General features: G+C 64.5%; 12 protein-coding genes and 1 pseudogene. 10 read left to right on the top strand and 3 right to left on the bottom strand.

Annotated features, from left to right (window positions below; translation table 11 throughout):
• Positions 1-13: 13 nt before the first annotated feature.
• Together NTH_RS21335 and NTH_RS21330 are read right to left on the bottom strand one after the other, a co-directional pair.
• Positions 14-1,174 (bottom strand): CaiB/BaiF CoA transferase family protein, encoded by a 1,161-nt coding sequence (locus NTH_RS21335; protein WP_338531982.1) that lies wholly within the window; start codon positions 1,172-1,174, stop codon positions 14-16.
• 431 nt (positions 1,175-1,605) lie between these two features.
• Positions 1,606-2,304 carry a GntR family transcriptional regulator gene (locus NTH_RS21330; protein ID WP_338531981.1) on the bottom strand — a complete coding sequence of 233 codons (699 nt, stop codon included), beginning with the start codon at positions 2,302-2,304 and terminating at the stop codon, positions 1,606-1,608.
• Between the two features lie 90 nt (positions 2,305-2,394).
• On the opposite strand from NTH_RS21330, the gene uxaC reads away from it, so the two are divergent.
• The 8 genes and pseudogenes from uxaC to NTH_RS21290 all read left to right on the top strand — a co-directional run bounded on the left by uxaC (position 2,395) and on the right by NTH_RS21290 (position 10,058).
• Entirely contained in the window at positions 2,395-3,801 is a 1,407-nt protein-coding gene (uxaC, locus tag NTH_RS21325) for a glucuronate isomerase (RefSeq protein ID WP_338531980.1), read from the top strand.
• Between the two features lie 22 nt (positions 3,802-3,823).
• Complete coding sequence (locus tag NTH_RS21320; RefSeq protein WP_338531979.1) at positions 3,824-4,813, top strand: TRAP transporter substrate-binding protein; 990 nt, start codon at positions 3,824-3,826, stop codon at positions 4,811-4,813.
• 80 nt (positions 4,814-4,893) lie between these two features.
• The gene (locus NTH_RS21315; protein WP_338531978.1) at positions 4,894-5,418 is read left to right on the top strand and encodes a TRAP transporter small permease; all 525 of its coding nucleotides are present in this window, start codon (positions 4,894-4,896) and stop codon (positions 5,416-5,418) included.
• A gap of 5 nt (positions 5,419-5,423) precedes the next feature.
• Positions 5,424-6,704 carry a TRAP transporter large permease gene (locus NTH_RS21310; protein WP_338531977.1) on the top strand — a complete coding sequence of 427 codons (1,281 nt, stop codon included), beginning with the start codon at positions 5,424-5,426 and terminating at the stop codon, positions 6,702-6,704.
• Between the two features lie 11 nt (positions 6,705-6,715).
• Positions 6,716-7,039, top strand: a complete 324-nt coding sequence (locus tag NTH_RS21305) for a cupin domain-containing protein (protein WP_338531976.1) — start codon at positions 6,716-6,718, stop codon at positions 7,037-7,039.
• Between the two features lie 20 nt (positions 7,040-7,059).
• Positions 7,060-7,881, top strand: coding sequence for a 5-dehydro-4-deoxy-D-glucuronate isomerase (gene kduI / locus NTH_RS21300; RefSeq protein ID WP_338532218.1), 822 nt, complete (start codon positions 7,060-7,062; stop codon positions 7,879-7,881).
• Positions 7,881-8,623, top strand: a pseudogene (gene kduD, locus NTH_RS21295) (2-dehydro-3-deoxy-D-gluconate 5-dehydrogenase KduD). Before kduI ends, kduD begins: the two are co-directional and overlap by 1 nt.
• Positions 8,601-10,058 carry a mannitol dehydrogenase family protein gene (locus tag NTH_RS21290; RefSeq protein WP_338532224.1) on the top strand — a complete coding sequence of 486 codons (1,458 nt, stop codon included), beginning with the start codon at positions 8,601-8,603 and terminating at the stop codon, positions 10,056-10,058. The pseudogene kduD and the gene NTH_RS21290 overlap by 23 nt, the downstream one beginning before the upstream one ends.
• Before the next feature lie 96 nt (positions 10,059-10,154).
• On the opposite strand, the gene NTH_RS21285 is transcribed toward NTH_RS21290, so the two are convergent.
• The gene (locus NTH_RS21285) at positions 10,155-11,072 is read right to left on the bottom strand and encodes a helix-turn-helix domain-containing protein (RefSeq protein ID WP_338532217.1); all 918 of its coding nucleotides are present in this window, start codon (positions 11,070-11,072) and stop codon (positions 10,155-10,157) included.
• A 165-nt stretch (positions 11,073-11,237) separates the two neighbouring features.
• Between NTH_RS21285 and NTH_RS21280 the strand changes: the two genes are divergently transcribed.
• Positions 11,238-12,632: an alpha-galactosidase gene (locus tag NTH_RS21280; protein ID WP_338532216.1), complete on the top strand. Its 1,395-nt coding sequence runs from the start codon at positions 11,238-11,240 to the stop codon at positions 12,630-12,632.
• Positions 12,632-13,516: a carbohydrate ABC transporter permease gene (locus tag NTH_RS21275; RefSeq protein WP_338532215.1), complete on the top strand. Its 885-nt coding sequence runs from the start codon at positions 12,632-12,634 to the stop codon at positions 13,514-13,516. Before NTH_RS21280 ends, NTH_RS21275 begins: the two co-directional genes overlap by 1 nt.
• The last annotated feature ends 68 nt before the right edge of the window (positions 13,517-13,584 follow it).

Genomic DNA, 13,584 nt, shown 5'->3' with positions numbered 1-13,584 from the left:
CCCTTCAGCTTGATCACAGGCCGAACTCCTCGCGTATCCTGTCCGATTGCTCGCCGATGCGCGGCGCGGCGCGGTCGATCCTGGCGCGCACGCCGTCGATGCGGATCGGCGAAGTGGTGGTCTCAACGGAAACGCCGTCCTCGCGCGTGACGGTCTGCAGCATGTCGAGCATGCGGAAGCCGTCATGGGCGAGCAGGTCGTTCCAGTCGAAGACCCGCGAGCACCAGATATCGGCCGGCTCCAATATGGCGAGCCATTCGTCGGTCGTGCGCGTGGCGGCCTTCTCGGCGATGGCGGCCTTGATCGCGTCGCGCTCGGTAAACCAGCTCGCCGGGTTGTCGCGGTAGGGCTCCAGCGCCTCGATCTCCATCAGATCCGCCAGCTTCGGAATGGGCGTCATGGCGATGGCCAGAAACCCGTCGCTGGTGGGGTAAACGCCATAGGGCGCGGCCAGATAGGCGTGTGCGCTGCGGGTGGCCGCCCGCCGGGGCATGCGCTTGCCGTCATTGAGAAAGGTGGTCAGCACCTCGAACTGGAGGTCGGTTAGCGCTTCCAGCAGGCTCGTCTGCACATGGGCGCCGCGGCCCTTGATGCCGCGCCTGACGAGCGCCGCCAGAATGCCCTGCGCCGCGGCCGCGCCGGCCAGCATGTCGGCCACCGCAAGGCCGAAGGGCACCGGCCCCTGGCCCTCGTCGCCATTCAACCACATCAGCCCGGAGCGCGCCTGCGCGAGCAGATCCTGCCCCGGCCGCATGACCCATGGGCCGTCCTCGCCATAGCCGCTGATCGAGGCATAGACGAGGCCAGGATTGAGCGCCATGACGGTCTCGTACCCAAGCCCCAGGCGCTCTATGACGCCCGGCCGGAAGTTCTGGATCAGCACGTCGGCGCCGGCGATCAGCTTCTTCAGCGCCGCCAGATCGGCCTCGTTCTTCAGGTCGATGGCGAGGCTTTCCTTGCCCCGGTTGATGGCGTGGAAAATGGTCGAATCGCCGCCGATCTCCGTATCGCTCAGATAGAGACGGCGCGACAGGTCGCCCTGGTCCGGCCGCTCGATCTTGATAACGCGCGCGCCCAGATCCATGAGCCGCAGCGAACAATAGGGGCCGGACAGGAACTGGCTCATGTCGATCACGACCAGCCCGTCGAGGGGCAGGGTATAGGGTTCTTGCATGGGATTATTTCTCGGTGGCAGCCGGCGAGGCTTCGGACAGCGCTGCCGGCGAAGCGGCGCTTGCCGTCTTCCCAGGATCGTTCATTGGTCATACCTCCCTTACGTCGGGCTTCGGAGGCAGCTGGGGGCGCGTCGTTCGAGACGACAGCCGCCGGTCGATGCTCCTCCCGACCGTCCAAGCATGAGACATTCATCTGTGACTTGCAAGTTCATATATGAAATTTGGCGCAGAGCGATGCTTTTGCCGTCTTGCCGGCGTACACCGCGGAGGTCGGTGCCGCCCTTATCCGCCTGCAGGTACCGGCGGGATCGAGCCACGGGTCTCGGCCCGTCCTTCAGACCCCGTGAACGGGGAGAAGGAGGATAAGGGCGAACACCGGCGCCCTTCGGCCCGTTTGCGGTGACGAGATAGGGTGGGTGAGGCGGGGGACCTATTCCTCGTCGAGGAAATACTGCCCGTGGCTTTCCCGGATGCGGCCGATGATGCCGGAGATGCGCGACAGGTGCTCACGGATGACCGTGGCAGCACCCTCGACATCATGCACACGCAACGCGTCCATCAGCGCAATGTGGTCGTTGAGCGCCAGCTCCGCCCCGAAGGAAAGGCTGAGATAGCGCACCCGATCCATATGCGCCTTGTAGTCGCGGATGAGCTTCCAGGTGTAGCCATGGCCGGACATATGGCAGATCCGCCTGTGGAAATCGTCGTCCAACTCGTGAAACAGGACCTTGTCGCCGGCCTTCACCGCCTTGCGCTGCTCGTCGATGAGGGCGTCGAGCTCCTGAATCTGCGGCTTTTCCAGGCGGGCGGCGGCGGCCCGCACCGTTTCCAGCTCCAGCGCCGTGCGCACGAACCGCGCCTCGTGCACCGCGCGCACCGAGATCTGCGTCACCGTCGTCGCCCGCTGCGGGCGCACCAGCAGGAAGCCGAGCTGCGACAGGCGGTAGAAGGCATCGCGCACGGGCTGGCGCGAGACGCCCATGAGCTTGGAGACTTCCGCTTCCGAGAGCTTGGTGCCTGGCTCGATCTTCAACTCCACCACCTGCCGGTACAGCGTGTCGAAAACGAGATCCGTCACCGACGGGGCACGCAACTCCTCGATCTGGCGGCGTGGAAGTTGTTCGAGCACATCAGCCTCCGTTGACTCGTAATGCATACTAACATATTAGATTACCAGATTAACGCAAGCCGCACGGAAATCCTGGGGAGGAGCAAGGCTTTGGCGCTTTTGGACGAAGACAGGCTGTTTCCGGCGGAGGCGCGCACACGCAGCCTGGCGCGGGGCCTGTACGAGGAGGTCAAGGCGCTTCCCATCGTCAGCCCGCACGGCCATACCGATCCCCGCTGGTATGCCGAGGACGAAGCCTTTCCCGATCCCGCCCGGCTTTTCGTGACGCCCGATCACTACGTCTTTCGGATGCTGTTCTCGCAAGGGATCAGCCTCGACGCGCTCGGCGTGCCGAGGGCCGACGGCAGCGTCGGCGAGACCGACGGGCGCGAGATCTGGCGGCTTTTCGCGCAGAACTATCATCTGTTTCGCGGCACGCCCAGCCGCCTGTGGCTGGACCACTCCTTTCAGGAAGTTTTCGGCCTGGACGTCCCCCTTTCGGCAAAGACGGCCGATGAGTATTACGAGCATATCGATGCCTGCCTCAAGAAGCCGGAGTTCCGCCCGCGCGCCCTTTTCGAGCGCTTCAATATCGAGGCGATCGCCACCACGGAAAGCCCGCTCGACGACCTGCGCTGGCACCACATGATCCGGCAGTCCGGCTGGAGCGGGAAGGTGGTGACGGCCTACAGGCCGGACGCCGTCGTCGATCCCGAATTCGAGGGATTTGCCGCCAATGTCGTCCGTTTCGGCGAATTGACCGGGTGCGACACGGAAAGCTGGGAGGGCTATCTGGAAGCCCATCGCAGACGCCGCGCCTTCTTCAAGGAGTATGGCGCGACCAGCACCGATCACGGCCATGCGACGGCGCGCACCGAAAACCTTTCCGCGCAGGAGGCGGCGCGGTTGTTCGCCAAGGCGCTTGTCGGCGAATGCACCCCGGAGGAGGCGGATGCCTTTCGCGGGCATATGCTGACGGAGATGGCGCGGATGAGCCTGGAGGACGGGCTGGTCATGCAGATACATCCCGGCGCCTTCCGCAACCACTCGACCGGCATGATGGTGCGCCATGGCCGCGACAAGGGCTTCGACATTCCCACCCGCACGGACTACGTGCGCGCGCTCAAGCCGTTGCTGGACGCGGTGGGCACGGAGCCGGGTCTGACGATCATCGTCTTCACGCTGGACGAGACTTCCTATGCGCGCGAGCTGGCGCCGCTGGCCGGCGTCTATCCGGCCCTGAAGCTCGGCCCTGCCTGGTGGTTCTTCGACAGTCCGGAGGGCATGCGCCGCTACCGCGAGATGACCACCGAAACCGCGGGCTTCTACAATACTGTCGGTTTCAACGACGACACACGCGCCTTTTGTTCGATACCCGCCCGCCACGACGTGGCCCGGCGGGTCGACTGTGCTTACCTCGCCACGCTGGTCGCCGAAGGGCGGCTCGGCCTGGAAGAGGCAGGGGAGGTCGCCCACGACCTCGCTTACAGGCTTGCCAAGCAGGCTTACCGGCTATGAAGCCACAACCAGGGAGGAAATAATGGTTGGTTTGAAAACGCTTAAAAAAGCCCTGATCTCCGGCGCGGCACTCGCCGTTCTATCGATCTCGGCCCATGCCGCCGATCTCGTGCTGCGGTCCTCGGACACGCATCCGGATGGCTATCCGACCGTCGAGGCGGTCAAATATATGGGCAAGCTCGTCGAGGAACGCACCGATGGCCGCATCGGCATCGAGGTGTTCCACTCGGCCCAGCTCGGCGAGGAAAAGGACACGATCGAGCAGACGCGCTTCGGCGTGATCGACATGAACCGCGTAAGCTTGGGCCCCTTCAACAATCTGATCGAGGAAACCCGCGTCCCCTCGCTGCCCTATATCTTCCGCTCGGTGGAGCACATGCACAAGGTGATGGACGGCGAGATCGGCCAGGACATCCTCGACGCCTTCGAGGAGCACGGCCTTATCGGCCTTGCCTTCTATGATGGCGGCGCACGCTCCTTCTACAACTCCAAGAAGCCGATCACCTCGAAGGAAGACCTGGCCGGAATGAAGTTCCGCGTCATGCAGTCGGATCTGTTCGTCGACATGGTCGACGCGCTGGGGGCCAACGCCACGCCGATGCCCTATGGCGAGGTCTATTCCTCGATCCAGACCGGCGTCATCGACGGCGCGGAAAACAACTGGCCGTCCTTCGAATCCTCGGGCCATTACGAGGTCGCCGGCTACTACACGCTCGATGAGCACCTGATCGTGCCGGAGGTGCTCGTCATCTCGAAGACGAGCTGGGACAAGCTGTCGCCGGAAGATCAGGAAATCCTGCGCCAGGCGGCGAAGGAATCGGTGCCCTACATGCGCAAGCTCTGGGCCGAGCGCGAGGCCGCATCGGAAGCCAAGGTCCGCGAGGCGGGCGTCGAGATCATCTCCGACATCGACAAGACGCCCTTCATCGAAGCCATGGAACCGGTCTATGAAAAGCATGTCACCAGCGAAAAGCTGAAGGATCTCGTCGAGCGCATCCGCGCCGTCGAATAATCTTCAGATCGTGATCTGACCCGGACCGTGGCGCGGACTTCGCGCCACGGTCTTCCGACCGGTTTCTCAGGAGCGGCATCTTGCAGGCAAGAATGTTGAAAGTGGCGCGCGTGCTGGGCGTCGTCTCGCGAATCTCGCTTTGGATATCGGCGACGGGCCTGGTGCTGATGACCGCCTTCATCGCCTGGCAGGTATTCGGGCGTTTCGTGCTCAACAACAGCCCCACCTGGACCGAACCGGCATCGCTGCTGCTGATGGGCTGGTTCATCTTTCTCGGCGCCGCCGTTGGCATCCGCGAGGGATATCATCTGAGCTTCGACGTTCTGCTCTACGTCATCCCCCTGAAGGCGAAGTCGGTGCTGCGGACGGTTTCGGACCTCGTGGTCGCCGGCTTCGGCTTCGGCATGGCCTGGTATGGGGCGGACCTTGCGATGAAGACATGGGACTCCACCATGCCCTCCCTCGGCCTGCCGGACGGCGTGTCGCTGATCGCGCTGTCGTGCGGCGGCGTTCTGATCGTCGTCTTCTCGACTGAACGCATTGCCCGGCGCATGGCCGGTCTTCCCACCGCGCATTTTGGCGAAACCGAACTGCCAAAGGATTAGGGCCCGTGGAAATCTATATTCTCTTCGGGACATTCGTGTTCCTGCTGCTTATCGGAACGCCGGTCGCCTTCTGCCTGGGCGTCTCCTCCCTTGCGACCGCGCTCTATATGGGCATGCCGCCGCTGATCGTGTTCCAGCGCCTGAATTCGGGCGTCTCGGTCTTCGCGCTGATGGCCATTCCCTTCTTCATCTATGCCGGCGTGCTGATGGTGCGCGGCGACATCGCCCGCCGGCTGGTGGCGCTGGCCGGCTCCTGGGTCGGCAGCTTCCGAGGCGGCCTCGGCCAGGTCAACATCGTCGCTTCCGTGCTGTTCGGCGGCGTTTCCGGCTCCGCCGCGGCGGATGCCTCGGCCATCGGCGGCCTGATGATCCCGCAGATGAAGGACAAGGGCTACGACGTCGACTATGCGGTCAACGTCACCGTCGTCTCGTCGATCATTGCGCTGATGCTGCCGCCTTCGCACAATCTGATCATCTACTCGATTTCCGGCGGCGGGCGCATCTCGATCGCCGATCTCTTCACCGCGGGCATCATACCGGGGCTGATCCTGGCGCTGTCGCTGATGATCGCGGCCTGGTTCGTCGCCAAGCGCCGGGACTATCCCACCGACCCGTTCCCCGGCTTCCGCATCATGGGCTCGCTGTTCGTTTCGGCGGTGCCGGGGCTCATCCTCATCGCCATCATTTTCGGCGGCGTGCGCTCGGGCGTCTTCACCGCTTCGGAAAGCTCCTGCGTCGCGGTCGTCTATGCGCTGCTGGTGACGGTGCTCGCCTACCGCTCGCTCTCCTGGGCGGCTTTCGTCGAGGCGACGTTCGCCGCCGTGCGCACCACCGCGATGGTGCTGCTGGTCATCGGCTGCGCGGCGGCGTTCGGCTGGCTGCTCGCCTTCCTGCGCGTGCCTGCCTCGCTGGTGGCATTCCTGCAGGGCGTGTCGGAAAATCCGCTGATCATCCTCCTGATGATCAATATCGTGCTGCTGATACTGGGCACGTTCATGGACATGTCGCCGCTGATCGTCATCACCACGCCGATCTTCCTGCCCGTGGCCATGGCGTTCGGCGTCGATCCGGTCCATTTCGGCATCATCATGATCCTCAATCTGGGCATCGGCCTGTGCACGCCGCCGGTCGGCGCGGTGCTGTTCGTAGGGTGTGCGGTCGGCCAGATCCCGGTCTGGCAGGTGGTGCGCACGATCTGGCCATTCTACCTGGCCGCGATCGCGACCTTGCTGCTGGTCACCTATGTGCCGGCGCTGTCGTTGTGGCTGCCGCAGCTTTTCCGCTAACGGAGACGAAAATGACGAATGCATATTTGCGGGCGTTTCCCGCCACCGACGCCGGCGGCAACGTCACGCGCCGGGTGCTGTCCGACAGTCCGGAACTGATGGTGGTGGAATTCGCGTTCGCGGAGGGCGGCGTCGGCGCGCTGCACAGCCATCCGCATGTGCAGGCGACCTATGTGCAGGCCGGCCGTTTCGAGTTCACCATCGCCGGCGAGACCTTCGAGGTGGGACCGGGCGATTCCTTCGTCGTTCCCTCCGGCGCCGAACATGGTTGCCGGGCGCTGGAGCCGGGCGTGCTGGTCGACAGCTTCACCCCCCGCCGCGACGACTTTCTGTAATGAATCACGAGGAGAAGAACATGCTTTCCGTCGAGACCCGTCATGCCATCGACCCCGCGACCGCGCGCGGCTTCGATACCGAAGCGCTGCGCCGGAATTTCCATGTGGGCGGCATCTTCGCCGACGGCGAAATCAAGCTGATCTATACCCATTACGACCGCATGATCGTCGGCGGCGCGGTGCCGGCCGGCAAGGACCTCGTGCTTGACGAGGTGCCGCAATGCGGCACCGACACCATCCTGGCCCGGCGGGAGATGGTCGTGGTCAATATCGGCGGCGAAGGCATCGTGCGGGCGGGCTCGGACTACGCCATGGCCAAGGGCGACATGCTTTACCTGGGCATGGGGTCGGGACCCGTCACCTTCTCGGGCGGCGGGCGCTTCTACATCCTGTCGGCGCCGGCTCACAAGACCCTTCCCTCGCGCCTCATCAGGATCGACGAGGCGGCGCGCATCGACCTCGGCTCGCAGGCCACCTCCAACGAGCGCACGATCCACCAGTTCGTGCATCCCGAAGTGATGGAATCCTGCCAGCTCGTGGTCGGCATGACGAAGCTCCACAACGGCTCCGTCTGGAACACGATGCCGGCCCATGTGCATGACAGGCGCATGGAAGCCTATCTCTATGTCGACCTGCCGGAGGACCAGATGGCCGTTCATCTGATGGGCGAGCCGACCGAGACGCGGCATATGATCGTGCGCAACGAGGAGGGCGCGATCTCGCCGCCCTGGTCGATCCATTCCGGTGCCGGAACGGCTTCCTACGCCTTTATCTGGGCGATGGCCGGCGACAATGTGAACTACAAGGACGTCGAGATGGTGGGCATGGGAGACATGCGCTGATGCGGATTTTCTCGCTCGACGGCAGGACGGCGCTGGTGACCGGAGCCAATACGGGCATCGGCCGCTCGATTGCGCGCTGTATGGCCGAGGCCGGCGCCGAGGTGATCTGCGCCGGGCGTTCTTCGTGCGAGGGCACGGTGGCCGAGATCGAGAAGGGCGGCGGCAAGGCGCGCAGCCTGCATCTGGATCTTTCCGACTCGATGGCGGGGGACGGATATTCGAGCAGGAAGGGCCGGTCGACATCCTGGTGAACAATGCCGGCATCATCCGCCGCGCCGATGCGGTCGACTATACAGAGGCCGATTGGGACGACGTCATGGACGTCAACCTGAAGGCGGTGTTCTTCATGTGCCAGGCTTTCGCCAGGGCGGCGTTCGCGCGCGGGGCGGGCGGCGCCATCGTCAATGTCGCCTCGCTGCTCTCGTTTCAGGGTGGTATTCGCGTGCCGGCCTATACGGCGTCCAAACATGGCGTGGCGGGTCTCACGCGGCTGCTGGCCAATGAGTGGGCGGCCAAGGGCATCAATGTGAACGCCATTGCGCCCGGCTATATCGCCACCAACAACACCGAGGCCCTGCGTAACGATCCCGGCCGGGCGCAGGCCATCCTCGACCGCATTCCCGCCGGCCGCTGGGGCGAGCCCGACGATATCGGCGGCACGGCCGTCTACCTGGCCTCGCCCGCCGCCAAATACGTGCATGGCGCGATCCTCAATGTCGATGGAGGCTGGCTTGCCCGCTGATCTGCCGCGCCTTTCGCGCCCGCTGGAAAACCGTCCCCGTCCTGGCATCGTGCATCTGGGCCTCGGCGCCTTCTTCCGGGCCCACGGCGCGCTCTATGTCGAAGAGGCGATGCGGCATTCGGGCGGCGACTGGGGCATTGTCGGCGTGAGCCTCGTGCGCCCCGCCCAGCGCGACGCGCTGGCGCCGCAGGGCTTTGCCTATACGGCGGTGGAGCTCGGCCCGGAAGGGCAGTCGCGCCGGGTGGTCGAAATCGTGCGCGATGTCCTGGTCGCCAGGGAAGATCCCCAGGCGGTGCTGAACGCCATGAGCGACGCGTCGATCCGCATCGTGTCGCTGACGGTTACGGAGAAGGGCTATTGCCATGAGCCCTCCACCGGCGCGTTGAACCGCAGCCACCCGGACATCGTCAACGATCTGGAGAACCCTGAGAGCCCCCGGTCGGCGCCGGGTTTCCTCGTGCGCGCTCTGGCGCGGCGCCGGCAGGCGGGGCTGAGGCCGTTCACCGTGCTTTGCTGCGACAACCTTCCGGACAATGGCAGGATGGTGCGCGGCGTGGTGCTGGAACTTGCCGGGCTCATCGACCCGGCGCTCGAGCGCTGGATCGCGGAGGAGGGGGCGTTCCCCTCGACCATGGTCGACCGCATCGTGCCGGCGACGAAGGAAGAGGATATCGAGCGACTGGCGAGCGAGACGGGCGTCCTCGACCTTTCTCCGGTCATGCACGAGCCCTTCCGGCAATGGGTCGTCGAGGACGATTTCGTCGATGGCGACCGGCCGGACCTGGAGGCTGTCGGCGTCGAGATCGTGAAGGAAGTCGCACCCTTCGAGCACATGAAGCTGCGCTGCCTCAACGGAACGCATTCCGCGCTGGCCTATCTCGGCTATCTGGCGGGCCACGAGACCATTGCCGACACGGTGGCCGATCCCGTCTTCGCCGGTTTTGTCCGGCACCTGTGGGCCAGGGAGATCATCCCGTCGCTGACGCCGCCGGAAGGGGTGGACCTTGCAGCCTATGCGCAGGCGCTTTTCGATCGCTACGCCAATCCGGCAATCCGCCACCGCACCTGGCAGATCGCCATGGACGGTTCGCAGAAGCTGCCGCAGCGCATTCTGGGAACGATAAGCGACAATATCGAGGCCGGCCGTCCATGCGACGGCCTCATTCTCGCGGTCGCCGGCTGGATGCGCTATGTCGGCGGTATCGACGAGAAGGGCGCGGCGATCGACGTGCGCGATCCGCTGGCCGACCGGCTCAGGCAGTTGAGCGAGAGCGCCGACGGCGCCGACGCGAAGGTCGAAGCCCTGCTCTCCGTGCGCGAGGTGTTCCCGGCCGGGCTCGCCGCCGATGCGCGCTTTGCGGGGCCGCTGAAGGAGGCCTATGCCGCGCTGGCCGACGAGGGCGCGCGCAAATGCGCGGCGGGTGTCGCGGGATAGTCATGCTCGGATCGTTTTGTCCGAAGCGGCGAAACGACCCGGTGTCTCATTCAACGTAGTCGCGGACGGAAGCCGTTTCCGCTTCTCTTGGAACTGTTATTCCAGCCGTTGCACCAGCGGGTACATGACCTGGCCGTCCTCCTCCCCGCGCGGGAACCGGCCGTTCTGGTTTTCCTGGACGGCAAGCTTGTAGCCGACCGGGCTGGTGCCGATGTGGCGCTTGAACATGCGCGAGAAGTAGTAGACGTCGGAATAGCCGACGAGGGCGGCGGTGTCGCTGACCGTGTTGCCGCTGGCGAGTATGTTCATGGCCCGCTCCATCCTTTTGAACTCCTGGAACTTTCTCGGCGTCCAGCCGATCTGGCGGCGGAACTCCCGCTTGAAATATTCGGGGTTGTAGGGCGCCTCGGCGACGACGCGCTCGCAGATCCCCTCGTCGAGCGGCTCGGCCGTTATCCGGGCGGCGGCCAGCATGATGCTGAGCGAGATGCCGTCGGCGGTGCTCACGGCGCCCACCGGCGGCGTGTTCCAGGCGATGAAGGCATCCTCCAGGAATTCGATCAGGATGAACATGAAGAGATGGTGCTGCAGGAGCGTCGTCGAGGATGCCGGGGCGATGTCGTGATAGTAGCGGATCACCGGTTCCAGCAGCGGCCAGCGCGAAAAGCGCACGATCCGCTCGATGTGCATCTGCGAGATGAGGTCGTGCCTGCCGAAGACGTCGAGCGTGAAGTGCTGCGCCACGCCCGTATAGGCCTCGCCGGAAGCATGCCAGCCGACGAAATGGCTGCCAGCCGGTATCAGCATGGCGTCGCCCGGCGTCAGCGTGTAGGCGCTGTCGTCGACGACATAGCTGCCGCTGCCGCTCAGGCACACGATGAGGTCGTGAACGGTGTTCGACTTGTCGACGCGCCATGTCCGCGGGTGCTGCATCTTGATGGCGGAGCGCGTCAGGTTGAGCTTCAGGGCGTTCTCCGGGATGCCGGCCAGAACGCCACCTTCAGTTTTCTCCATCCCTTTTTCCAGATTCGTCAATTTCAAATGGACGCGTGAGACAGAATACTGTCTCCATACATCGCGGCAAGCGCGAAAACCACGTCATTCTGGGAGGATCCGACGACGCCGGGCACCCGATCTGGGCACTCCGCTCCAGATCACGGCATCGTCCGCTATATCGACATGCATGATTTTGAAGATCAAAAGAGCCTTGCGGTAGCGTATATCGGCGGAGGCTCGCTCAACTGGGCGACCAAACTGATGGGCGACATCGCCCAGGACGGCACGCTGGTCGTCGACATGCGCCTCTACGACATCGATTTCGCCGCCGCCGAGCGCAACGCCCGTCTCGGGCGGCGCATCGCGGAGGCCGGCAGGGGCAAGCCGGCCCGCTATACGGCGCATGAGCGCATCGAGGATGCGCTCGACGGTGCCGATGTGGTCGTCATCTCGATCCTGCCGGGCACTTTGGAGACGATGGCCTCCGACATCGCCCTGCCGGAACGCTACGGCATCCGCCAGTCGGTCGGCGACACGGTCGGGCCGGGCGGCTTCGTGCGCGCCATGCGGTCCATTCCCATGCTGGCGGAGATAGCGCAATCGATCAGGGCATGCTGCCCGGATGCCTATGTCTGCAACCTTACAAATCCGATGTCGGCGCTGACGGGGACGCTCTACGCCGTTTTCCCGGGCATCAAGGCGTGGGGCGAGTGCCACGAGGTGACCAAGCTGCGGCACATCGTGGCATGGCTCGCCAACCGCAAGGCGGGCAGCGTCAGCTACAGCTTCCGCGATGTCGAGGTGAACGTGCTTGGCATCAACCATTTCACCTTCGTCGACCGCGCCGTGGTCGGCGGTGTCGACATGTTGCAGGATTATCTGGATTTCGCCCGGACCCATCGCGCGTCCGGCTGGCGCGCGACGCCGATCGATCCCGACAACGAGCAGGAGCGCTGCTTCCTGGACCACAACATGGTCAAGTTCGACCTTGCCTCGCGGTTCGGCATTGCCGCGGCGGCAGGGGACCGGCACCTGGCCGAGTTCGTGCCCCAGACCTGGTATCTCGATCGCAACGAAGAGTTCGGCTTCGGGCTGACGCCCGTGGACTACCGCATGCGCGAGCGGGACGAAAAGCGGCGCGTGGCGGCGGAACTCGATGCCGGCGCGCCCTTGCCGCCGCTCGACGTTTCCGAGGAAGCGCTGGTGGCGGAGATCAAGGCGCTGGCCGGCGGCGCGCCGCATGTGACCAACGTCAACCTGCCCAATCGCGGCCAGCTTTCCGGATTTGCCGAGGGCATCGTGGTGGAGACCAATGCACGGTTTTCCGCCGGCGGCATCCAGCCGCTGCATTCGGGCCGGCTGCCCGAGGCGCTGGAACTCATCGTCAAGCCGCATGCCGAGCGCCAGACCGCACTGGTCGCGGCGGTTCTCGAGGGCCGGCGGGACGATCTGTTCCCGCTGTTCCTCGGCGACCCGCTGGTCGCTCCCCTCGGCCCCGACAAGGCTCAAGACCTGTTCGGCCAGATGGTGGCGGCTACGGCCGAGTTCCTTCCGGAAGCGTTGAAAAGGGCCGGCTGATGGGCGGCGACAGCAGATATCTCGGCCTTGCCTATGTGGCGCCTTACATTGCCGGGCTGCTGATCTTTACCGCGATCCCGTTCATCGCGTCCTTTTATCTGAGCTTTACCGACTACAATTTGCTGAGCAAGCCGCGCTGGTCGGGCCTCGACAACTACACGGAACTGTTCACCCGCGACCGGACCTTCAAGAAATCCCTGAGGGTCACGCTTCTCTACGTGCTCCTGACGGTGCCGCTGAAGCTCGTCTTCGCGCTGTTCATCGCGTATATCCTGAACTATCGGCTGAAATTCATCAATTTCTTCCGGACGGCCTATTACGTGCCGTCGATCCTCGGCGGATCCATCGCGGTTGCGGTGCTGTGGCGCTACATCTTCGCCGATTCCGGCCTGGTGAACATGGTCATCACGGCGCTTGGCGGCGAGCCGGTCAACTGGTTCGGCGATCCCGACAATGCGCTCTTCACCATCACGCTGCTGCGCCTGTGGCAGTTCGGCTCGGCCATGGTCATCTTCCTCGCCGCGCTGCAAAGCATCGACAAGACGCTCTATGAGGCGGCGGCGATCGACGGGGCTGGCAAGTGGCATACCTTCGTCTATATCACGCTGCCGCTCATCACGCCGGTCATCTTCTTCAACCTGATCATGCAGATGGTGCAGGCGTTCCAGGAGTTCAACGGCCCCTACGTCATCACCCAGGGCGGGCCGCTGAAATCGACCTATCTCCTGCCTCTCTACATCTACGAGGAAGCCTTCAAGAAGTTCGACATGGGCTACGCCTCGGCGATCGCCTGGGTGCTGTTCGCCATCATCATGGTGCTGACGCTGATCGCCTTCTGGTCGTCGCGCCACTGGGTCTACTACGCCGGGGACAAGAGGAGCTGACGATGACACAGGAGATCGCCGTCCCCGCCGCCGCCGAACTCGAAACCGCGCGCGCGCATATCGAAAGC

The organism is Nitratireductor thuwali (assembly GCF_036621415.1).
In the GTDB taxonomy this organism is placed as follows: Bacteria; Pseudomonadota; Alphaproteobacteria; order Rhizobiales; family Rhizobiaceae; genus Chelativorans; species Chelativorans thuwali.
The sequence above is the reverse complement of the archived record's forward strand: the minus strand, read 5'-3'. Positions and strand labels throughout refer to the sequence as shown.